This is a genomic window from Candidatus Vicinibacter proximus (genome assembly GCA_016713905.1).
Taxonomy (GTDB): Bacteria; Bacteroidota; Bacteroidia; order Chitinophagales; family Saprospiraceae; genus Vicinibacter; species Vicinibacter proximus.
The window spans coordinates 1,021,492-1,045,914 of the sequence record JADJOE010000001.1; the positions used below are offsets into that span (position 1 = coordinate 1,021,492).

Annotated in this window: 14 protein-coding genes and 1 pseudogene; 9 read left to right on the forward strand and 6 right to left on the reverse strand. The window is 39.9% G+C overall.

Annotation, left to right across the window (positions count from 1 at the left end):
• Positions 1 to 670 precede the first annotated feature (670 nt).
• Together IPJ83_04095 and IPJ83_04100 are read left to right on the forward strand one after the other, a co-directional pair.
• A complete protein-coding gene (locus tag IPJ83_04095; protein MBK7879724.1) occupies positions 671 to 3,721 on the forward strand; it encodes a hypothetical protein in 3,051 nt (1,016 codons plus the stop codon).
• The gene (locus IPJ83_04100) at positions 3,721 to 4,575 is read left to right on the forward strand and encodes a gliding motility-associated C-terminal domain-containing protein (protein MBK7879725.1); all 855 of its coding nucleotides are present in this window, start codon (positions 3,721 to 3,723) and stop codon (positions 4,573 to 4,575) included. The genes IPJ83_04095 and IPJ83_04100 overlap by 1 nt, the downstream gene beginning before the upstream one ends.
• A gap of 621 nt (positions 4,576 to 5,196) precedes the next feature.
• Here the strand turns inward: IPJ83_04100 and IPJ83_04105 are convergent.
• Both IPJ83_04105 and IPJ83_04110 read right to left on the reverse strand, forming a co-directional pair.
• The gene (locus tag IPJ83_04105; GenBank protein ID MBK7879726.1) at positions 5,197 to 6,672 is read right to left on the reverse strand and encodes an OmpA family protein; all 1,476 of its coding nucleotides are present in this window, start codon (positions 6,670 to 6,672) and stop codon (positions 5,197 to 5,199) included.
• A gap of 153 nt (positions 6,673 to 6,825) precedes the next feature.
• Positions 6,826 to 7,824 carry an alkane 1-monooxygenase gene (locus tag IPJ83_04110; GenBank protein MBK7879727.1) on the reverse strand — a complete coding sequence of 333 codons (999 nt, stop codon included), beginning with the start codon at positions 7,822 to 7,824 and terminating at the stop codon, positions 6,826 to 6,828.
• A gap of 122 nt (positions 7,825 to 7,946) precedes the next feature.
• On the opposite strand from IPJ83_04110, the pseudogene IPJ83_04115 reads away from it, so the two are divergent.
• Positions 7,947 to 8,872, forward strand: a pseudogene (locus IPJ83_04115) (galactose mutarotase).
• The gene (locus tag IPJ83_04120) at positions 8,869 to 10,056 is read left to right on the forward strand and encodes an RNA methyltransferase (protein MBK7879728.1); all 1,188 of its coding nucleotides are present in this window, start codon (positions 8,869 to 8,871) and stop codon (positions 10,054 to 10,056) included. Before IPJ83_04115 ends, IPJ83_04120 begins: the two are co-directional and overlap by 4 nt.
• A gap of 520 nt (positions 10,057 to 10,576) precedes the next feature.
• Here IPJ83_04120 and IPJ83_04125 read toward each other — a convergent pair.
• From IPJ83_04125 to IPJ83_04135, 3 genes are all read right to left on the reverse strand, one after another.
• On the reverse strand, positions 10,577 to 12,043 hold the full coding sequence (locus IPJ83_04125) for a RagB/SusD family nutrient uptake outer membrane protein (protein MBK7879729.1): 1,467 nt from the start codon (positions 12,041 to 12,043) through the stop codon (positions 10,577 to 10,579).
• 25 nt (positions 12,044 to 12,068) lie between these two features.
• Complete coding sequence (locus IPJ83_04130) at positions 12,069 to 15,251, reverse strand: SusC/RagA family TonB-linked outer membrane protein (GenBank protein MBK7879730.1); 3,183 nt, start codon at positions 15,249 to 15,251, stop codon at positions 12,069 to 12,071.
• A gap of 373 nt (positions 15,252 to 15,624) precedes the next feature.
• Positions 15,625 to 16,554, reverse strand: a complete 930-nt coding sequence (locus IPJ83_04135; GenBank protein MBK7879731.1) for a TIGR01777 family protein — start codon at positions 16,552 to 16,554, stop codon at positions 15,625 to 15,627.
• Between the two features lie 40 nt (positions 16,555 to 16,594).
• Here IPJ83_04135 and IPJ83_04140 point away from each other — a divergent pair, with 40 nt between their 5' ends.
• Both IPJ83_04140 and IPJ83_04145 read left to right on the forward strand, forming a co-directional pair.
• Positions 16,595 to 18,331 carry a hypothetical protein gene (locus tag IPJ83_04140; protein MBK7879732.1) on the forward strand — a complete coding sequence of 579 codons (1,737 nt, stop codon included), beginning with the start codon at positions 16,595 to 16,597 and terminating at the stop codon, positions 18,329 to 18,331.
• A 4-nt stretch (positions 18,332 to 18,335) separates the two neighbouring features.
• A complete protein-coding gene (locus IPJ83_04145) occupies positions 18,336 to 19,367 on the forward strand; it encodes an ABC transporter permease (GenBank protein MBK7879733.1) in 1,032 nt (343 codons plus the stop codon).
• Positions 19,368 to 19,373: 6 nt separating this feature from the next.
• Here the strand turns inward: IPJ83_04145 and IPJ83_04150 are convergent, their stop codons facing one another.
• Complete coding sequence (locus IPJ83_04150; GenBank protein MBK7879734.1) at positions 19,374 to 20,792, reverse strand: TolC family protein; 1,419 nt, start codon at positions 20,790 to 20,792, stop codon at positions 19,374 to 19,376.
• 488 nt (positions 20,793 to 21,280) lie between these two features.
• Between IPJ83_04150 and IPJ83_04155 the strand changes: the two genes are divergently transcribed.
• The 3 genes from IPJ83_04155 to IPJ83_04165 all read left to right on the forward strand — a co-directional run bounded on the left by IPJ83_04155 (position 21,281) and on the right by IPJ83_04165 (position 24,309).
• On the forward strand, positions 21,281 to 21,517 hold the full coding sequence (locus IPJ83_04155; GenBank protein ID MBK7879735.1) for a hypothetical protein: 237 nt from the start codon (positions 21,281 to 21,283) through the stop codon (positions 21,515 to 21,517).
• Positions 21,469 to 21,717 (forward strand): hypothetical protein, encoded by a 249-nt coding sequence (locus IPJ83_04160; protein ID MBK7879736.1) that lies wholly within the window; start codon positions 21,469 to 21,471, stop codon positions 21,715 to 21,717. Before IPJ83_04155 ends, IPJ83_04160 begins: the two co-directional genes overlap by 49 nt.
• A gap of 387 nt (positions 21,718 to 22,104) precedes the next feature.
• The gene (locus IPJ83_04165; protein ID MBK7879737.1) at positions 22,105 to 24,309 is read left to right on the forward strand and encodes a T9SS type A sorting domain-containing protein; all 2,205 of its coding nucleotides are present in this window, start codon (positions 22,105 to 22,107) and stop codon (positions 24,307 to 24,309) included.
• The last annotated feature ends 114 nt before the right edge of the window (positions 24,310 to 24,423 follow it).

Consider the following 24,423-nt stretch of genomic DNA (forward strand, 5'->3'; position numbering starts at 1 on the left):
TCTTAGTCATGAAATAAAATTCTATCGTCTCGATCTCATTAATCCCACACATCCCAAGAATCATGGTTCAGACAGTTGACGGGGATTGATGGGAGTAGTGGGTTTTAAATCAATGTTTCTTTTAAAGTGATAGCAGATGTGACATCAAACTGCAATTTCAAGAGTGTTGTAGTATCAAGCAAAATATTGCTCAAGAAACCATCATCCATGCATCTAGCCTTTGGAATGTGGACTGGAATGCATATATTTGTTTAAAATAGTTTTTTTTTAAATGCCAACAAATAACTTGAGCCTATGAGAAAGGAAAGGAATCGGATCAGCATCCTGCAACAGATTTGGGAAGTAAAAGACAGGATAGAGCAGGCATAAACATGCAGGGTCGATTCATTCATTAACATTGAAACTAATTTTTACTATGAAAATGTACAATAATTTAAAACTACAGAATATTCCTAATATAAAAATTAGCGAGGCAATCTTAATTACATTATCTCTTTCCTAAATGGATAAAATGAGGATGAATTTCAATTTTTTTAAGGCTCACCAGATTTTTTTCGTAACGATAATGAAATTCAAAAATTTAATAACAGCAGTTATATTTTTTGTAATCTTTTATGCAGATCTGTCATCACAACCTTGCTTAAGATTTGACTCCAACCATTGTTATCAAATGGATAAATTCAAGCCTTTAGTCACTAGAATCGATAAAAAAATTGAATTTCCTCATAAGGTTTATGACGCCTCTATACATTTACTGGCTGATATAGACGGTGATTGTAATTCTGAGCTTATCACTTTTTCAAGAAGAGGAGATTCTATTTATATTATTGATTTAGTAAATGGAATTACAAAAATAACTATTCCAATTAAAAATGTTAACGCTTCTGAAAATAGCATATTAATTTCAGATATTAATGGTAATAACATTCCTGAATTTATAATTCAAACAGTTCGAAATCCAGCCAATCCAGATAATTTTGATAGCGACAGGCTTATTTGTTATGGTTTGGATGGTTCAATACTTTGGATATCTGACACAACCGTAAACGCAGTCAACAACGGAAATGCTCGGACTGGGGCTATTGGGATATGTGATTTTAATTTTGATGGGATTCCAGAAATATATACTTCAAATAAAATCTTTAATGCCTTAACCGGTAAAAAATTGGCGGATGGAGGCAATAATGGTTTTGGCTACAACAGATTGGCAATCGGAACATATATTCCTATAAGTGTCGCAGCGAATCTGGATTCAGATTCAAGTGATTTGGAATTGGCAGCCGGTTTCAGTATTTACAAGGTAATGATTACCAATCCAAATGGAATGACCGGAAACTCCATGATCGCTAAAAATATTTTATTCAATGGTAGCACTGAAGATGGAACGACTAGTATTGCAGACATCAATTCCGATGGGATATTGGACGTGATTGTCTCTGCACCAACTAGAAACAGCGACCCAATTTTATATGCATATTACCTGGATAATAATTCCCCAAGTTTGATTAGTTATGCCAGGTTTCCAAATGTTCAACAAATCTCCCATGCATCTGTTGGCAATTTGAATAGTAATGGCAGCCCAAGCATTATTGTAAATATCTCCACAAAATTGTATTCTTTTAGGTTCAATGGTTCGCAAGTATTTAACCCGGATTGGATTTTAAATACGACAGATACTTCGGGTGTTTGCGGAATTGGAATCTATGATATAGACGGCGATGGCTTGCAAGAAATAATTTTTCGGGATATGACTGATCTAAGAATATTATCAGGTATTGGAAGCACTCCATTCGTAATGAGTCAAATCAAATGCTCTTCTCCAACTTTAAGAGAATTCCCTACGATATCCGATTATGATCATACAGGTAATATTAAAATTTGTGTGACTTGTACAGATCCTTTTCCATACAGAAACCCTAGAATTACTGTCTTCGGTCCTCCGGATGGAGATCACTGGGCCCCTGCCCGCGGCATCTGGAATCAGTATGCCTACAACCCACTTTACATCAACGATGACCTTACAGTGCCGCGCTACCAGAAGAATCACGCGACTTATGGGAACGGGAAATACAACAACTTTATGCAGCAGGAATCTCTACTGGATTCCAATGGCTATTACAAAAGACCTGCTGCAAGTATTACCGGAAAAATCCAATGCATAAACTATGATCCCATCACAAAACTTTATACCTTAACTTTTGATTTATTCAATCGCAAGGATGCTTCTGCATATGCAGATTCTAACATGGCGGTGTGTTTTTACCTTGGCGATCCTGCAAGTACAGGAACGCTGCTGGGAATCTATTATACCTTGCAACCCATTGGTGCAGGAGACAGCCTATTGAATTTGAAATTTTCCTTCACTGCCGGAAATCTGACTGATCTTTTTATGGTGGTCAATACGACCAGAAGCATCCCTGGTATTTTTGAGGACAAGGATTTTAATTTAGCGGAATGTGATTACACGGATAATATTTCCAGAACATTAGAATTGCCTGACATAGACAGTATACGTGCTGCGATTTGCAATGGAGATGCGTATTTTTTTGTGGATACATTCATTAGAGATGCAGGCATTTATTATCGCAAAATCTACCAGTCAAACGGCTGCGACAGCGTAATAAAAATATTAGCACTGACGGCAACAGATACCATCTTTACCAGACAATCCGTGACAACTTGTGATGCCTATTCCTGGCATGGCAAAATCATTACGCAAAGTGGGACTTATGCATTTGATACGATAAATCAGTTTGGCTGCGACAGCCTGGTTAGTTTGGATCTAAAGATCAATAAATCCACTGCCCAAATTATCCCACACACGGCCTGCGATTCTTATACCTGGAATGGAATGACTTACGATACAAGTGGCGTTTACGATTACCACACAATAAACAGTATCGGCTGCGACAGCATCGCTACTTTGCAATTGAAAATAGATGCTTCAGATTCATTGAACCTGAATGTACAAGTATGCAACCAATATAATTGGAATGGAAAAATCATTACACAAAGTGGTACATATACCCAGGATACCATCAATCAACATGGCTGTGACAGTACAGTACATTTAAATCTAATTATTCAATCTGTACTGAACCACACCCTTACACAAACAGCCTGCGATACCTTCCACTGGCAGGGACAACAATATACCCAAACTGGTAATTATCACGACACCACACAAACATCCACAGGATGCGACAGCATCACTACCCTGCAACTAACCATCCATAAATCCAACAGTTCGAACACCGTACACACCACTTGCGACCGCTATGTGTGGAATGGAAATACTTATACCCAAAGCGGTACATATACTTTTCAAACACAGAATACAAACGGTTGTGACAGTACTGCAACTTTGCAATTGACTATTTCAAATTCAAGTCAATCGGTAAACAATCGTACAAGTTGCGATGAGTACAGCTGGAACAATGTAAAGTATACACAAAGTGGAACGTATCCATACAAAACAATTAATTCATCAGGATGTGACAGCACGGCAGTTTTAAATTTGGTCATACATAAGTCGGATAGTTTGCTGCAAAAACAAACGGCATGTGAGACATTTGTTTGGAATAATGTGACCTACACACAATCCGGAAAATATATTTTTCAGACAATCAATCAATATGGCTGCGACAGCATCATTACTTTGGATTTAAACATTGTTTCATCTACCAAAAAGATACTTCCATTACCATTTGCGACAGCATAATGTTTCTGGGTAAAAATTTAACAAGTTCTGGAAACTATTCCTTTCCGCTAACCAATGCGGCGGGTTGTGATTCCATCGTAAATCTGAATTTGAAAATCAACTCCAACTATTATAAACAAAATGTTACAAGATGTGATGCATACGTCTGGGATTTGAATGGCAAAAAGTTTGACACTTCCGGAATGTATTCAGAAAAATATACAAACAGCTCAGGTTGTGATTCTATTTATTATTTGGAATTAACCATCCATCCGAAGTATGAATTCACACAAGAAGCAGAAGCGTGTAAGCAATACAGGTGGCCACTCAACAATCAATTGCTTACAGAATCTGGCTTGTACACTATTCCACTCAAAACCCATCAGGGCTGTGACTCTATCCTCAGATTGAATCTTAAAATAAATGAAGATTTTGAAAAGCGGGATACGGTCATCACAGATACAGCCTACACCTGGCCTGTCAATGCCCAGACCTATGAAAAGTCCGGAACGTATCAAGAGTCCTTCCGCTCGACGGTAGGCTGTGATTCGATCCACTACTTGTATCTGCTCATCAAAAAGAATTATGGAATCTACTATCCCAACATCATACATCCCGGTGGGGTGAACAATGGATTTACATTATTCGATGATGGATCGACCATTGCACAGATCACAAAATTATCGATCTACGATCGCTGGGGATCGCAGGTATGGCAACAAGAAAACTTTGCAGCCAATGATCCCTCGCTGGGCTGGGACGGCGGCTTCAAGGGGAAAGCAGTCGTTCCGGGCGTATATGTGTGGCATGCACAATTGACCCTGCAGGATGGATCGGTGATCTCCTGGCAGGGGGAGGTGACGGTGGTGAGGTAAGAATATTGTCTGAACTGGGATTTATGGGATTGTTGGGAGTTATGGGATTGGATATCTTTTTCCTTTGAATTTATTGAAGTTGAAACATCCTCAAAATTTAATAATATTCCATCATCGCGATCTCATCTATCCCATGCATCCCAAAAATCATGGTTCAGACTGATAACGGAATTTTGTCTGAACTGGGATTTATGAGATTGATGGGAGTTGTGGGAAGGAATATTATTTTCTTTTGAATTGTTCAAAGATGTAATATTCTTGACCATGTATAAAATGTCATCGTCTCGATCTCATTAATCCCATGCATCCCAAGAATCATGGTTCAGACAGTTGATGGGGAACTAAGTGTGATGAATTTATAAGTTCATAACTAAATACAAAATCAATGCAGGAATTCCCTGAATTTTCTAAAATCAGTGTTTTCCCTTTTTTGTATCCAAACAAAAAAGAACAATGTGAATAAAGGGATGTAATTTAGGACAACGTTTGAGAATGTCTGGGTTCGCAAATCTGGTTTCTCCCAAATTTTTAACTTGACCCATTTAAACGATCCTAGATTATAAAAAAATGCCTGAAAAAGCAGCTCACTCTTTCAGGCATATTAATTTTATAAATTTTATTTTATCTCCAGACAGGATTAAATTCTGTTCGTCGGTTTGTCTTACGACCTTCACTGGTTTTGTTGTCTCCAATTGGTTTGGATTCGCCATAGCCGGAAGCCATTAATCTTGCGGCAACAATTCCTTTGCTGGTAATGTAATTCATACAAGCGTTAGCTCTTCGCTCAGATAATTTCTGATTGTTTTCTGCTTCGCCGACATCGTCCGTATGACCTTCGATGTTTAACATCATCTCCGGATATTTTTTAAGAACATCAACAACATCATTCAGATTTTTGTAGGATGCTTTTGTCAGCGTTGCAGTACCTGTAGTAAATTGAACACTACGCATGGCCACATCCAAAACTTTTTTATCTTCTTTTTTAATTTCAGGACAGCCATTGTTGGCTGCGATACCTGGAGTATTTGGACACTTGTCTAAATTGTCTGCGAGTCCATCGCCATCTGTATCAGGACAACCATTGAATTTACCCGGGGTATCAGGACATGGATCCTTTGCATCTTCCACTCCATCTTTATCTCGGTCATTCGGACATCCTGCATTGGAGGCAGGGCCGGGTTCATTTGGACACTTGTCATCTTTGTCGGCGATGCCATCGCGGTCACTATCCGGGCAACCCATCAGTGTTCCGGCAATTTGAGGACATTTATCGTCTTTATCTGCTACACCATCGCGATCACTATCAGGGCATCCTTTTAAAGTACCTGCTACATCCGGACACATGTCGTCCACATCGTATACGCCGTCCTTATCCCTGTCTGAAGGGCATCCCATGTTTTCCACTACGCCTGCAAGATTAGGACATTTGTCTTCCATATCGGAAATTCCATCTCCATCTGCATCCGGGCAACCCATCACAGTTCCGGGTACTTCCGGACACTTGTCCGTTTTATCCGGAACTCCATCTTTATCGGTGTCTTTAGGTTTGCAACCGAGATTGGCCCTTACACCAAGTGCGTATTGATAGTTGTCATAACCATCCTTGAACGAATAGCGGTAGTCCCCCTGGGCCACGACACTAAACTGATCACTGATCCTGAAATCAAGTCCCAGCCCTACCGGAGCCTGCACATAAAAATTGTCAAAATTTTGCAAGGCACCACCCATGCCGCCATAGAAAAAAGGCGAAATGGCTTTTCCTCTCCACAAATGCAGATTGAGTAAAGCATCCAGTCCGGTATAAAATTGTCTGTCCGTGTATTGATCGACACTGTTGGTTACTTTGTTGAAAATGGGAAAATTGGCAATTCCAATTCTAAAAGGAACCCCCAAGGAAATCATATTTCCAAAATGTCTGTTGTATCCAACCTCAAAAGCACTCGTCAAATCCGTAAACATCCCTTTATTGTCGTTATGGGGGGCTTTATAATTGATCCATACGGGCTTTAAGGTAAGAGTATTCACAGGTAGGTCTTGTGCATAAAGCATGGCAACCAGGGCCAATGAAAAAATGAGTGTGGTAATTCTACGTTTCATTTTTGTTAAGTTAGGTGAAAAAATGGATTATATAAAAGTCATTTCTTTAGAAAAGAAAATGCAAAATTTAAATTCAAATATGATACTGTTTTGTGTTTTTTTCTAGCCTATCATTAATTATTTTGAACCACAGCCTGGGAATTGCTGCCAGAATCATGCTTCCCGGATATCCTGTGGGTAATTTGTGGGATGCCATTTGTGGATTGAGCTGATAGTAAGTTTTGAAGAATGCTGATGGTGATCAGCATGACGAGATAATTCAAACAAGGCAATTCTACCAATCAGTTGTTCTGAATCCCAGGCATGGTTGGCCTGCACCTGTTCGTACGTTCCGTTGGGCAATTTCTTTCTTTCCAGTCCATAGTGTTCAATGTAATTCACCGTCTCCAGTAAAAGAATACTTACCGCGGAAGAAATGGCCAGATATAACACTCCGGACCAACCAAAAAAATACCCGATTAAAATATAATATCCCAAAATAATCAGATGGTAAATTGGCATTATCGGTATTATGCTCCCTTTGCGTCTGTATAATTCCCTACTTATCGTCCAGGCATGTACATAACCTTGTCCACTGCTGCGTACCCAAAATCGGTACAAACTCTCTCCTTTGCGGGCAGTTGCTGGATCGTTGGGTGTTGCCACCTGTTTGTGGTGACCATAATTGTGCTCCAGATAAAAATGCAGAAAACTGCATGGCAGCAAGAGTAAATGTGCGGCAAATTTGTACCAGACTGAAGCTCTGTGGCCCAGTTCGTGTGCCACATTAATGCCGATCACTCCGCCACAAATCCCAAGTCCAAGAATCAAACCGATGGCTTGCAGAGAGAAAATATCCTGATTTTTAAGGCTGTCGAATACCCTGTATTGCAAACCGAACAATACAGGAATGCACAAAAACAAAATTGTGTCAAAGGCCCAACCATCCTGACTTTTGTAATCGTGGGCCTTTCCACTGGCCGGAATGATCCATTCTACTAATGGGATTAATCCAAAGGCATACAGTAAGGTAGCCCATGATGCCCATTCTATATGGTAGCTTGACCAAAAACAAACCAATGGAATCGTAAACACAAATAAATATTGAAGACTGTATAAAGGGTTCTGGAGGATCATTGAATACCTTTGCACCGGATTTAAATTTGAAGTCATTGCACAATTTACAAAAGTATCATAAGAATTCAGAAGGAAAAATACTGAGTGCCCATTTGATCGGCGATCCCTATGGCTTTCATGCAATCATCACCAATTATGGGGCAAAACTCATTGAACTTATGGTTCCGGATGTAAGTGGACAGCTTACAGATGTAGTAGCGGGCTATGACAACATAGAGGAATACCTGAGTGGTTGTCCTTACTACGGTGCCATCTGCGGAAGGTATGCCAACAGGATTGCTAATGGTAAATTTTCCCTTGGACAGCTAAACTATCAATTAGATATCAATCTTCCACCTCATACATTGCATGGTGGGAGTAAGGAATTCAATCCCATGCATGGGATTGGGAAGATCAGGCAGAAAACAGGGCAATATTAAAATTGCTTAGTCCGGATGGAGACATGGGATATCCGGGAAACCTTTCAATTACAGTGACTTATTCTATCGGTACGGACCAAAGTCTAAGCATAAAATACAGTGCCGAATCAGACCGGGATACAGTGATCAATCTTGCCACGCATTCTTATTTTAATCTGCGTGGTAAGGGAGATATACTCCATCATAATTTGCAGATAAACGCAGCACAAATTACAGAAATTGATCGTGATTGCATCCCAACCGGAAGACTGATTTCTGTAGTTCAGACACCACTCGATTTTAGAATGGAAAAGGAGATTGGTTTGGGGATAAATACGCCACATCCTTTGATGCAATGGACAAATGGATACGATCATAATTTTGTGTTGCAGGAAAGCGCCATGGAAGGTGATCCGGCAGCAATTTTGTCCGAACCCATTTCCGGCAGACGCATGGTCATTTACACCAGCCAGCCCGGTCTGCAGTTGTATACCTGCAATTGGGGATCAGAAATAGATCATGGAAAAAATGGTGAGACATATCACGCAAGATCTTTTGTGTGTCTGGAACCGCAGCATTTTCCCGACAGTCCGAATCATCCTGAATTTCCCGAGACTTTGTTAAAAGCAGGGCATACATACGAACATTGGTGCCGTTACCAGTTTGAAAACATGAAGTCACAATGAAATTACATCGAGTACTGGTAGCTGCTGTCATTGATGCAGTAGATCGCATTCTTTCTGAAGGACAATATGCAGATCGCGTCATCGAAAAACTGCTCAGGTCTAATCCACAATGGGGAGCCCGTGATCGTGCATTTCTTGCCGAGAGTTGCTATAATCTGGTCCGTTACTGGCGATTGTATAAATACTGCAGCAGAGATCAAAAAAACAACTGGCGCATTTTTGAAAGCTATTTGGTGTTAAAAAAAATTCCTTTACCGGATTGGGAAGAATTTAAGCAATGCGACAAAGAAAAAATTTTTAAAAAATACGAGGAAGCCCAGACTATCCGCTGCATCCGGGAATCATTGCCGGACTGGTTGGATTCATTGGGGGAAAAGGAGCTTAGGGAAAATTGGGATCGGGAACTTGCTGCCTTGAATGAAGAAGCCCGTGTGGTCCTTCGTTGCAACACACTCAAAATAGAAAGATCCGCACTCAAAGAAATCTTGCAGAAAGAAGGGATCGTCTGTCATGCTCCCGAAACACACTCGGATGCTTTGGTTCTGAACCAAAGGAAAAATGTATTCAAATCTGAATATTTCAAAAAAGGCTTTTTTGAGGTCCAGGACGCTTCTTCGCAGTTGGTTGCGCCATTCCTTCAAGTGGCGCCCGGTATGCGCGTAGTGGATGCCTGTGCAGGCGCAGGGGGCAAGTCATTGCATCTTGCTGCCCTGATGCAGAACAAAGGGAGTTTAATTTGTTTGGATACGGAAGAGTGGAAATTGAACGAACTGAAACTGCGTGCCCGGCGCAATGGTGTATCGGTCATCGAGACCCGAAAAATTGAAAATAACAAAACGATCAAACGTCTTTACGGTACAGCAGATCGCCTTTTGCTGGATGTTCCATGCAGTGGATTGGGAGTACTCCGTCGTAATCCGGATGCCAAGTGGAAACTCAACAAAGAATACATCGATCGCATGAAAAAGAATCAGGAAGAAATCCTGCAGTCTTATGCCAAAATTCTAAAACCCGGAGGCAAATTAGTTTACGCTACCTGCAGCATGCTTCCATCGGAAAATCAGGAGCAGGTGGCTCGTTTTTTACAAAACAATCCTACTTTTTCACTGGAACAGGATCTGGCTGTTTCGCCCGCGGACAGTGGGTTTGATGGCTTCTACATGGCAAGAATGGTACAGGCATAAAATCCTTTGAATGTCAGCATATAAAAAGCTGATCCGGATTTATATGACCATGCAGAATTGCTCATTGGTTAACACACCAAACCCTATGCAAATTTTAATGAGTCAGATAAATTTTATAGGGATTAACTAGAAATTAATCATCCTTAATAGCTGATTAAATAGATTCCAATACTTCATATAGCTATCGAATATGAAATTCAGCCCGGCCTTTTTCATTTTAGCTAAAACTGATTTAAAAAGCGTTCAAAACAAAATACTGTTAAAGCTTGCTTGCAGATGAGCAAATAGATATATGACAGTAAGGCCTAGAGTTATTGCTGATGATTAAGGCGAGTTTATTTTGTTTAGCTTTTTAAGTTAGTTTTAGCGTTAAGAAATGAAAACAGCCTTGATTTTTTTTGGTTCTTTTTTGTGTCAAGACAAAAAAGAACAATTACAATTTGATGGAATTTAGTTCAACTTTAGTGAATACCGAAATACGCAAAACTGGTTTCTCCCTAAATTTTTGACTTAACCCATTTTAATTTGGCAGGCACAATGCGTTGGTGGACAATTCACCACTCGGTATAGGCCAGATGTAATTTTTTGCAGTGACAGGAACAGCAGGTGCTGTACCTATGCTGCCCGTCTTGGCAGGCAACGGTAATACATTGCGCTGTAAATCCTGCAATCTGAGTCCTTCTCCCAAAAACTCAATCCTTCTTTCAGTCCAAATGCTGTTCAGCAAACTATCTGCAGAATTTATTTGTGCATCAGGAAATACATAATTCGGATTGGAACGATTTCTGACGGCTTTGAGTAATTCAGCACCCTTTGTCAAATCATTCATTCTGGTTGCAGCTTCTGCATAATTCATCAGGACTTCCGCATAGCGCATGACCGGCACGTAATCTCTAAAAGGCGCAGTAGTGATCGCAAACTTTCGCAATACTTTTTGTTTGGCGGCATTTGTGCCAATCAATGTAGATCTGGCATCTTGTGCATCTGATAATGCAGGATTACTGACAACCCCTAAGGTGGCTAGAAAAATAATTGGTTGTGCAAGATAATTAAAAGCCAGTGAAAACTGGGATGCCGGAGTTTCGGTATTTGAATTGGCAAATGGAATAAAAAATATGGCTTCAGGACCTGTATAGCTTCCTGTGAATACATTCACAAAGGAAGCTTCCAAATTGTGTGAAAGACTCCCGGCAGTATATTTGTAGGGCGGTGCAGCCGGAACAAGTTTTGAAGCTTCCTGCATTACTTTTGGATAATCGGATTGATTCAGGTACACTCTTGTTTTTAATGCAATGGCTGAACTCTTATGCGCTCTGGATGTATTGAGAAGCGGTGTGGAATAAGCTACAGGAAGATCTGCTTCAGCTTCATTGAGATCCTTGATAATTTGTGTGTAAATTTCTTCTACCGAACTCCTTGCCAAATCATTGTAACCAAGACTGGTTATTGGCGATAATCTGAGTGGTAAGCCTAGTGCAGTCTTGTCCAGATTGTAAGGCTTTGCATAAGTTTGCAGCAAACTCAAATAACTCAATGCCCGGACAAATTTTGCTTCCGCGATATAATGCTTTGCAAGGCTGTCTGAAATCACTTTAGTTTGTTGCAATTGATGGATTAGTACATTGGCAGAATTAATTGCGCGATAACCGGCTGCCCAAACATTGTTGATGTATTCATTGGTAGAAGCAACATTCTGATTCCAAACTGCAGAACCTGTTGCCGCATTCCCATCATTCTGTCCGAATTCATCTGCCCTTTGTTCGTTGAATACAATAAATCTTCCACCATAGAAAATGGAATTTTGCAATTGGCTGTACAGATTGTTCACCTGAGCTAAAATTTTTCCCGGTGTGCTGAAAGCATTTTTTTCATCCACACTGGTCTTGGAAGTGGTGTCGAGGAAATCGTCATTGCACGCAGTAAAAAGTATGCACACAACAACAAAGGAACTCAAAAAAACTTTGGATAATTTATTTAGATTTTTCATGATTGCTGACAAATAGATAAAAAAATTAGAAACCAACATTTAATCCAACAGACATCACCTGCGCGTTAGGCGGTACATTCTGATCTTTTCCGGAGTGAATGGAATTTCCATTGATGGATACTTCCGGATCTGATCCCCGATATTTGGTCAGTGTAAATACATTCGAAGCCTGGAAGTAAACACGTGCAGAAGAAATTTTTCCATTGAAATATCTTGCTTTGAGTGGTATCTTGTAACCCAGCGCAATGTTTTTTAATTTCAAATAATCACCGTTTTCAACTTTGGAAGTAGCTGAAAAAGAGAATCCTGCGGAAACATTGTCGCCGTAATATAATTTCTGAATTTCGGTTTTTTGTCCCGGAGTGGTCCAACGTTCTTTAATGAATGTACCATTGTTAAAATATCTTTGATCTGAATTGGTGGCTCTAGTTCCGTTGTATAATTTATTACCCATCACATAGGTAAAATTCACATCGAGATCAAAGTTTTTATAAGTGAATCTGTTGTTGATTCCACCAAATAATTTTGGAAGGGATGGTCCCTGAATTACGCCATCTTTATAATTGTCGATAGCCGGTGCAGCTGTTCCATCCAGATAGGTCCATCTTGGCGAACCAATATGATTGTACTGAACTTCTCTACCCTCACTGTTGACAAACACCATCAATCCATTATCGGGATTAACGCCGACCGTCGGAACAGCAAAAATGGATCCAATGGAATAACCCACTCTGGTCATGTTTTGCACCCCGAAAATACTTGGCACGTAAACATCACTGACCAGTGAGGTTACTTTGTTGGTTAAAGTAGCCATGTTAAAATTAAGGTCCCATTTGAAATCTCCTTTCTGTACAGGCACACCATAAATGCCTAATTCCACACCTTCATTGTACATGCTGCCCACGTTGGCATTAATGAATCCGCCGGGAATACCGGTAGACAATGCCTGTGGTGCTTTCAGGATCAGGTCATCAATTAAATTTTTATAATAGTCAAATTCAATTCCAAGTCGATCATTGAACAAAGTCAAATCAAATCCCAAATCAAGTTTGGTGCTGGTCTCCCATTTCAAATCCGGATTTCCTGCCTGGGCATAGTTTAGTGTAGCAGAACCTCCATAAGTGGAAGATGTGTAAGCTCCGATGGCCGGATAATCACCAATTTCACTGTTTCCTACAATTCCATAACTTGCTCTTAATTTCAAATTGCTGACCCAATTTCTCAATGAGGATTCCTGAAAGAAGCTTTCCCGGGATACATTCCAACCAAGAGATCCACCTAGAAAATTTCCATATTTATTTCCGGCAGACAGTGCAGACAATCCATCTCTTCTGAAATTAAAACTCAACAAATATCTTCGGTCGAAGTCATAAGTAAGATTTGAAAAATAGGAAAGTAGTGCGTTTTCTGAATATACATTTCCGATCGGTGCTATGTTAACAAATCCACCCTGATAATTGGAATAATCCGGATCGGTAATGTTGGTACGCTGTGCACCCCAGGAATCGATGGTGGTGTGTATTCTTTCATAACCTACAAGCAATCCAAGGTTGTGTACATCTGCAAAAGCCTTGTTGTAGTTTAAAGTGTTTACCCAATCCGCGCGGTAATATTTGGAAAAAACATTGGTGGCACTTCCGTTGGCACTGGCTCCTCCTCCGTGCAATGGATTGAGAAATGATTTGTTTTGCACCTGAAGATTGTTGAGACCATAACTGGTTCTGAACGTAAGGTTATTTAAGATCTTCCATTCAGCAAATACATTTCCCAAAAAAGTATTGTTCTCAGAGGTATTGACATCCAGTTTTTGTACCAGTGCAAGGTTGTATGCATTGATGGTTCCGATGGTACTTGGATTGTTCAGACCATATCCCACACTGTTTCCATTCTGAATGCTGTAAGATCCATCTGCATTGTATACCGGCACATTTGGTGGTAATACAAATGTCATACGCGCCAGAGGCTCATTGGTAATGTATTCAGAATTGTAAGAAGATGAAGCAAGGGTATTGCTTGCAATGGCACCGGTGTTTGGTCCTTTATTCAATCCATTACTGTAGGATAGGTTAGCTCCGATTTTAATGTAATCGTTAATCTGATTGTCGATATTTAATCTGGTGGAATATCTTTCAAAGCTGTTGTAGCGAATGAAATTATTTTGATCTGTATAGCCGAAGGAGAAAAAATAATTGGTTGAATTATTGGCACCGGATACATTGAAATTATGATTGTGTGACCATCCAGGTCTGTAGGCAACATCATACCAACTGGTATTCACTGTAGAGCCATCCGGATTTTTCATCAGAAAATATCCCGGAGCTCTGCCTGAATTTACCATCGCCTCGTTTTTGATGGTGACATAATCTTCTGCATTCAACAATTCAGGTAAATTGTAAGGTGTACTTCTGCTCACCCAACTGTCGTAATTAATTTTGACTCTTCCTTTTTTTCCTTTTTTGGTGGTAATCACCATCACACCATTTGCAGCACGCGAACCGAAGATTGCTGCTGCTGATGCATCTTTCAAAACGTCTATGGTCTGGATGTCACTTGGATTAATGTCAGACAACGGGTTGTTTCCTACAAATCCACCTATAGACCCTACGAAAACAGTCACCCCATCCACAACTACCAGGGGAAAAATTCCGGAGGTGATGGAGTTTATACCGCGTATTCTAAGGATAGGTGTGTTGTTGAGGATGTTGGATGGCTGGAGAATTTCTATTCCCGCAGCACGTCCACCGAGCAATTGATCAAAGCTGGAAGCCGGTCTGTTCAACAATTCTTCGGAACCTATTTTGGAGACAGCACCTGAAAATTCACTTTTCTTTTGCACGGTATAGCCACTTACGACCATCACCTCATTCAATTCCTTGTATTCCGGTTCGAGTAAAACTGTAATTACTCCGGGTTCGTTAACATTCAATTCCAAAATGCTGTACCCCAAATAACTGAAGGTTAGAGAAAGAGGAAACTTATTCGGTACCTGAATGGAAAACTCTCCCAATACATTTGTGTTTGCTACTGCACCGCCACCTTTCATGACAACGTTTACCCCTTCGAGGACTGCGTTATTTTTGGCATCTTTTACAATGCCAAAGAGGGTGGTTTCCTGGGAAAATAACTGGCTTGTGAACAAAAGAAAAACAAGGGTGATGAATCCTGATTTAATATGATGCATAAACAGATAATTTTTAGCTTTGGACATAATTGGGATATTTAGAGACATCGGTTGGCGTTAAAATATATTCTTTGCTTTATTGAAAAAGCAGGAATGGACGACAAAAGTAACCTGATTCAAACTAAATGAATTGTTCATATCCATACATTCCAACATAAGAGGACCAATAGTACTAAATAATTGATGGAGTTGGCAAAATAAATGACCAATCCTGGTGAAAAGATTCCTTATAATGGCAAGACAATAGAAATTTTAATTCCCTGGAATAAAATTATGGATAAGAAGAAATCTATCTACAATTTTCAAATTCTCTCATTAACCGTTTAGCGCTTCCGCCAGAAGGCGGACAAGTCCTTCACTTGAAGCACTGTTGTGCTTTATTTAACTTTGCGAAAATCGTTCAGTCATTTTTCATCAACGCATCCACCGTACTGTAGATATCCGGAAATTTGAATCTAAAATTGTGTCGCATCAGACTTTCAGGGAGGACGTGGTTATCCATGGTGAGCATGGTAGAAAATTCGCCTAGAAAAATTCTAAGGAAGAACTTTGGAATCCCGAAACTTAAGCAAGATTTTGGTTGATACGAGATTATTAATTCAATGATTTTTTTTAGTTCCACCGGATAGGGTGCGGTCAGATTTACCACCTTGTCTAAATCTTTTCCCTGAATAAGGAATAATACAGCCTGACATAAATCATCCATATGAATCCAGGAATAAATCTGATGCCCATTCCCAAACCAATTGAAGACTCTGAATTTTTGAGTGAGGAATAATTTTGGCCAGATACCGCCTTTGTTGGACAGCACCAGTCCGATGCGAATCCGGGTAAGTCGGTCGCAATATTTTTCCAAGGTACATGCTTCGAACTCCCAATGATTGACCGTTGGTGCCAAAAATCCTTCAAATCCTGGCATGGACTTTTCATACAATACTTCACCAGGCTTATGTCCGTATATCCCTATGGCGCTTGCATTCAGGATCAAAGGAAGCCGGAGGTCCAGTTCCTTCATACAGGTTCTCAATGTTTTGATGGCCTGCAACCTTGAATTTAGTATCTTTTTTTTGCGACCGGTGGTCCAGGGCCATTTCGCAATACTTTCTCCGGCAAGATTGATCAGAATGGGCTTGTTGTCAAATGCTGCAGGGTCTACATATTCCTGATCCGGATTCCAAAGATAAATGGGGTAGGGTGCATTTTCCCGTTTGGTACGACTCAGCCAGCTGATGTTATAGCCATTATCTGCCAGGAACTTGCTCAAAGCCTCTCCAATCATGCTGCTTCCGCCTGCAATGAGAATGTTTTTCAATTCTGTATCTGAAATCATGATTAAGCTTTACATTAGTGCGTTACAAACAATTCTCCCGATGATTAAGTTTTCTCCAGGAATCCACGCTCTAACGACTTTATTACTTTTCATCTGTCTTTTTATCAGTTGCAAAAAAGAACCCAAAGAAAAGGAACTTATCTTAAAAATAAGAATCGCTGAAGAACCCGATTGCTTGCATCCGGTCATCTCACAGTCCTCTCTCGCGACTCAGATAGAAGTACTGATCATGCCACCTTTGTTTGAGTATCATCCCGACAAACTGGAACTTTCCCCAATGCTGGTGCGGAACATGGGCCCGGCACAAAGTATAAACGACAGTATTATTGCCTATAGCTATGAGTTGCATCCACAAGCCGTGTGGGATGATGGCAGTCCGGTCCAAGGATCGGATGTGGCCTTTACCATCAAAGCGGCATTAAATCCTCTTTTAAAAAATGGGACCTGGCGCGGATTTTTCAAAAATATTGTGGATTTCAAAATGGACTCTGCCGATCCCAAAAAGTTCAGCATCCTTGTTCGAAAAAATTATATGCTGGGTCAGGAAATGAGCGGGAATTATTGCTTGTATCCTGCCCATGTCTACGATCCGGCTCAAATGATGGATAAATTTACCATTCCCGATTTGACAACCAAAGATTCTGCATCCTACAATCCTGCAGAATGGGATCTGTTGAATCGTTTTGCTGCAGAATACCAAAGTGCAGAATTCTGTAAAAATAAAATTCAGGGTTGCGGTGCTTACCGATTGAAAAACTGGGAAAGCGGAACCAGGATTGTTTTGGAAAAGAAAGCAAATTGGTGGGGAGACAGTCTGGCCAGCGCATATCCCTTACTTGCAGCATATCCAAAGGAAATTCAATATGTTGTCATTCCGGACGAAGCCGCTGCAGTGGTAGCTTTGAAAAACCAAAGTATTGACTTGCTTACCGGATTAAGTCATAAACAATACGACGAATTAAAAAATAATTCTGCCGATCAGTTTGAATTTGCAAATCCATCTTTATCACAATATTATTATCTCGAAATTAATCACCGTAATCCTATTTTAAAGGATAAATCTGTACGTCAGGCCCTGGCCAAATTGCTTGATTTGGACAAATTCATTCAGACACAATTCAATGGACTTGCAAGCAGAATTGTGGGTCCAGTAAATCCTTCCAAATCTTATTACAATCATTCACTAAAACCTGTCGGATTTTCTCCTCAGGAGGCGGTTAAATTGTTGGCGGAGGCAGGCTGGAAAGACAGCAACGGCAACGGTACACTGGATAAATTAATCGAAGGTAGGCAAACAGAGTTGGCGTTGAATTTATTTATTTCCGGCAAAGAAATTGGAAAAAACATTGGTATTCTGCTGCAGGAAGAAGCTACTAAAATTGGCGTAAAAATAGAATTGGTCAGCAAGGAGTCCGCGATGATGATGAAGGACATGAATGCACATCAATTTGAATTGGCTACCATGGCTGCGCGTCAATCCCCATCTCTTTGGGATCCCTATCAGGCCTGGCATTCATCCAATACCAAAGCAGGAGGATTTAATAAATCAGGTTTTGCCACGGCACTTTCCGACAGTTTGATTTTAGCCATTCGCAATGCAACTTCTGAAACAGAACGCGATGCTGCTTATTTGAAGTTTCAGGAACTGTTGTACAATGAGCAGGCACAGATATTTTTATTTGCACCTTTGGAACGGTTGGTGTATAACAAGAGGATTTCCCTGCAAGCCACTTCTCGCAGACCGGGATATTCAGAAAATTTGATCAAGTTACGTTAATGCGATGCTGATTTTTATCCTCAGGCGATTGTTGAATGCATGTATCCTGATGCTTTGTATTGGACTGATCGGGCATTGGATGATTCAAAACATTCCTGGGAGCTACGACGACATGAGCAGAGAAGAAGATGCACCCGATCCAGAACAGACCAAAAATGTTAAGACAATCTTGCCTTTATTTTATTTTGGATTCATTCCTGAAAAGAAAGCCGACAGCATCCGTGCAATTAATTCTTTGATGCCGGAATTCAAATGGAATGGAACACACAATCTCTATCATCGATGGTTATGGCATGCCTCAGAATCCCTTAGGGATGGGATACCTGTTCAACAGAAAATACTCCGCGCCATACAATGGACAATGGCTTTGCAAATTCCTGCTGTATTGCTCATTTTTGTTTTAGGATTATGGTTGGCATTTCTGGTCACGCGATCCAAAAATCAGAAATTCAGAAAATTCATGGATATGGGCCTCACTGCACTGCATGCTTTTCCGGTGTTTTGGTTCGGGAGTCTGTTGTTGATATTTTTTTCAAATCCAGATTTTTTCAATTGGTTTCCTGCTATTCCGGAGGTTGGTGAAGGCTCGGATCCTCTTGCACTTTGGATGCATCAACCCACATTTTGGATTTTGCCGATCGTTGCGCTTGTATTTCCTTCTTTGGCGGTCATATACAATTTGTTTAGAAAGGGACTGGAGAATGCTTTTCAAAAACGATTTTGGATGCGGGCCAAAAGCAGCGGTATTTCGGAGTTGGATGGGCTTAGGCATGAATTGATTCCGCATGCCATGATTCCTGTCTTGGCCTGGATAGCTTCGGCAGTGCCATTTCTGATCAGTGGTTCGATTTTGATCGAAACCATTTTTAGCATTCCCGGTAGCGGAAGACTTTTATATAACTCGATTCATTACCGGGATTGGCCAGTGGTGCATGGATTATTTATGCTCGCTGCAGGGATGACCTTGTTGGGATTATTAATTTCCGATGTTTGTCAGCGATTAATGGATCCAAGATTACAGCAAGGAGAAGCTTAAGGCGGTCTACAATTTTATTTCTTTTCCTGCATAAAAGTCAAGCACTTTTTGTTTGAATATCAGGTCGTATTTTGAAATCAGCAAGCTCAATTCTGCGGTCTGTAAATTATTTTGAGATTGATTTAATTCGAACAAATTAGTAGCACCTATTTCGAATCTCTTTTGTGTAAAATTTTGAGAAGATCTCGCAGCTTCATAAGCGCTGTTGGCGGCATCATATTCCTTAATGGCTGCCTTGACATTTGCGATGGCCTGTGAGATGTTTTGGCTAAGATTCAGGCCTTGCGTTTCAAAATTTATTCTGCTGCGTTCTGAGGCAAGTTTAGCGCGTTTTACATTGGCCCGGTTGCGGTAATTATTGGCTATGGGAATGTTCATAGAAACACTGAAACTATAACCCAGATATTGGTCAAACTGATCTGCAAAAGGAATGGCTTTTTCATTGGTGCCAATGACCAGCGGTTCTTCAAACACCACATTTTTACCATCAATGCGGATACCGGGGATGGCCCTGCTGCCGATGATGCTGTAGGAACTGGGTATTTTTACATTTGAATAGCGGGATCCGGCAAATATATTTCCAAACAAGGAGGGAAAGAATGCCGCTCTTGCCATGCCTTCACCTAATTTGGCTGCTTCGAGTCGCAATTTGGCGGCCTTCATTCCCGGTTGGTTCACAGAGGAATATTCATATAGATTCTCATAGGTGTAGGATTCTGATTCCAGATTGCGCAGCTGTTCTTCTGAAAGAGGCTCAAGGCTCATTTCCAGGTCTGACCGCAGCCGAAGGGATTGTTTCAGAGACAGCCATGCCAGGTCGAGTGCATTTTCTGCACTGACCACTCCTTGTTCGGAGCGGGCTACCTGGGATTTAATTTCGTACAGGTCTGCCTCAGGTCTGCCTCCTGCACTGATCATTTTTTGGATTTGTTCCATTTGCTGTCGGATGGCTTCAAGATTTTTTCCGGCGATCTCCAGCCGTTCGTCTGCAAGCAACACATTGAGGTATTGGCTGGCAACCTGCAGGGCAATGTCGTTGGATGTTTGCTGGTATTCCTCCTTGCTTGCGGATAGATTGATTTTGCTTTGGTTGATACTTTTATTCACCAGTCCTGCCTGAAACAAAATGACGGAACTGCTGAGCCCGTAGTTTCCATTGAGGATGTCCTGGGTGATGAAGTCGTTTGAGGTGGGGTCAATGTTGCGGCCAATGCTCCAGCCCATGTTGATGTTACCGTTCAGGTCCGGCAACCTCTTGTATCTGTTTTCCTTCAGATTGATTTCTTCGCTGAGTACGTTGACCCTCCCGGATTGTAAAGTCAGATTTTCTTGTTGTGCCTGACGGATGCATTTGACCAGACTCCATTGTTCCTGAGCCTGTGTGGCCAGTGGAGCGAGCACCCAAATTAGAAAAAACTTTTTCATAGATTAATGATAAACTAACGCAATATTAGGGATTTTCATCCATTGCGGCTGCTTTGTTTCGACCAATGCCCTCCTGGAATGGACAGAATAGGCACAATGTTAAAGTAGCAACTATTCCATAGTCATTCACACGATGCCTCTCTTGTCTGAACTGGGATTTATAAGATTATTGGGAGTTGTGGGAAGGAATATTGTCTGAACTGGGATTTGTGGGATTATTGGGAGTTTTGGGAAGGAATATTATTTTCTTTTGAATTGTTCAAAGATGTAATATTCTTGGCCATGTCTAAAATATCATCATCGCGATCTTATTAATCACATACATCCCAAGAATCATGGTTCAGACAGTTGACGGGCATTTTGTCTGAACTTGGATTTATGGGATTGTTGGGAGTTATGGGAAGGAATATTTTTTTCTTTTGAATTTATTGAAGTTGAAACATCCTCAAGATTTAATAATATTCCATCCTCTCAATCTGATCAATCTCATGCATCCCAAAAATCATGGTTCAGACAGTCAACGGGATTATTGTCTGAACTGGGATTTATGGGATTGTTGGGAATATTGTCTGAACTGGGATTTGTGGGAAGGAATATTTTTTTCTTTTGAATGGATTGAAGATGTAATATTCTTGACCATTGTAAAAAATACCATCATCTCGATCTCACCCATCCCATGCATCCCAAAAATCATGGATCAGACAGTCAACGGGATTATTGTCTGAACTGGGATTTATGGGATTGTTGGGAATATTGTCTGAACTGGGATTTGTGGGAAGGAATATTTTTTTCTTTTGAATGGATTGAAGATGTAATATTCTTGACCATTGTAAAAAATACCATCATCTCGATCTCACCCATCCCATGCATCCCAAAAATCATGGATCAGACAGTTGACGGGGAACTAAGTGTGATGAATTTATAAGTTCATAACTAAATACAAAATCAATACGGGTATTCCCTTAATTTTCTAAAATCAGTGTTTCCGCTGATGAAAGGAGAAGAATGTTGAAAGAACTATGTAGAATTAAATCATTGTTCATACTTTCATAAACACCCTGCCTATGAAAACGGTGTACCAGAAATCAAGATTGCTGGATTGATTTCGGAAATCTGCCATATAATCCTGTGGATGAGTTATGGCGAAGGATAGCAGCATATCCGCATTATTTTCTTATTTTTAACTTTCTTAAAATTGATTAATATGAAAGCATATTATTTAATTCAGAATAATCATAAAACAAAAACAGGGGATGTCAAATTAAATATCCTCATATCGTTAGCATTTCTTAATTTCCAAATTATATTTTTTATGATCAGCAGTACTGCAAGGCTTAGTGCCCAGGATACACTCATCTGCGACAATGGAGGATTTGAGGATGATTTTTTATACTACTTTGGAGCTGCAGGATCTTTTTTGAAAGGCAGTAATTCGTGCATCCCTGTGGTTTCAGGAGTGCCAACAGTTTTTACTTCAACATCTTTGCCCAGTTCCCGTAGATTTGAAATAGTATCCTCTGGAACGGATAATTTAGTTGGTATAAATCAAACTAAGTTTGGGAGTAAGGCAGCTAGAATCAATTATAAATATGGACATGATGGGAGCATGAGTTGCAATGGTTCTCAAGATGTAAACAAGTTAACAAAAAGATTTAAAGTAACGGAGGAAAATAGAGAATTTACCGTATGGTATGCAGCAGTATTGGAATATCCTACGAATCCAGTACACAATGACGACCAACCATTCTTCAGCATTAAATGTGATTTGGCTCCATCTTATGATCTTTGCTTCGATTCAGATTTATTAAATTGTCCTGAAACTTATTCGGATTCTATTTGCCCATTTGTACCGATTAAGGTACTTGATTGGGCCTGTCATCGGGTAAAAATTCCTCAGGATCAAATAGACCAAATTGCAACCCTGGAAATAATGGCATCCGATTGTGGAATAGGAGATCATATAGGATATGCCTACATTGATGGAATATGCGAAGAATGCACAGGCAGTGCATTGGGTTCCGGAAATTTATATGACCATCCACTTGACGAGACAGGATTGGGCATTGATCATTATACCTGTGATGGAGATTCAATTAAAATTTGTGGAGATTATACTATACCCTCTATTTGTGGGGAGTGGAGATTAGATTCTATTAAAGTACCAAATTTTACAATCTACGAAGTATCCATTGATACTACTTACCATACATTCTGTTTTATATTATCCAATGATAGTTTTCTAATCGATACCTGCAGACCCTTATTTGTAGAGTTGTATTTTAGTGATGGCACAATCAAATTGCCAACCGTACTTACCAATACGATAGAAATATGTACGGATGATTTTCAAGGCATCGTAATTAGCGCAACCAGAGGTAATTGTTATGATAACGGAACTTCTGATTTGTTGTCAGATGACTATTATTATGTTTATTTAGAGATAGACAATACCTATGGCAAAAGCTGGACCATTAAAAGAGCGCTTGATGATCCGTATGATGGTGAATCAGGCGTTTATACACTTGGAAGCGGATCGGTTGATAGCATATTAGTTTTAGGTCCGTTTTTAATTCAGGAGGGAAGCTGGGAAATAAGAGTAGATATTGCAAATTGCGATTTTACAGATGGAATCGAGCCACCGGATTTCTGTGGAGCTTGCAGCTATTTGAATAAAACCGAAATCAACGAAATTACTTGTAAAGATGAAACCTCATCTACTCCAACTGATGATACCTGGAAATTTACTCTATATGTTGATAGATTAGGATATAGTGGAGATTACGCGCTTTATAAGAATACTAGTTACGTTAATGATTTCAGTTATAATAACCCACATACCATTTCGGCAGGTTCAATTTCTGGTGGATGTATTAAAATAAAGTTAGAAACAAAAGATTTAGATCCTAACTGTATTTCAGAATTCTTAATCTGTCCACCAAAATCCTGTTCTTCCGGAAGCGAATGCAATCTTGAAGCTTATGTAAGATATTATCAATGTGAGGATGAGGAATTTTCGTTTGGATTAGAAATAGTAAATCCAGGATCAGGCAGTTTATGTTACAGATCTAATTCCGTAGCAGCACCAATGGACTCGACCAATTTAAATAACCGTACAGGAAGTCTCCCTTCAGGTTCCATAGGAACTTTTACCGAAGATATATACTTGACCGTTTATCTCTGCAGTAACCAAGCTTGTCTTAAAAAAATTTATGTACCCTACCTGAATTGTGATGGGGATAATTATGGGGAAGGAAGTTCTTCAAGATCAAAACAGTCGATGAATGCTCCTGACATATTAATCATTCCCAATCCGACAAGAAATGGGGTGTTCAGGATATATTCCAGATTTGAATATACCACAATGGATATTCTGGGTGTGGATGGCAAACTGTTGTATTCTACTTCGTTTAATGGAAAATCAATCAGCTTAAATTTGGAAATACCTTCTGGTATTTATTTCCTAAAGTATTCAGATGGAATTACTGAAAATAGATTAATAAAATTTATTAATCATTAATTGATTTCATTTGGAGAGGATTAATTGACATTTAATCCTCTCCAGATTTTTAAATTTTTTTTAAGACTAATTAAAATTTTTATTGAACAAGAATGAAATTCTATAATTTATTGG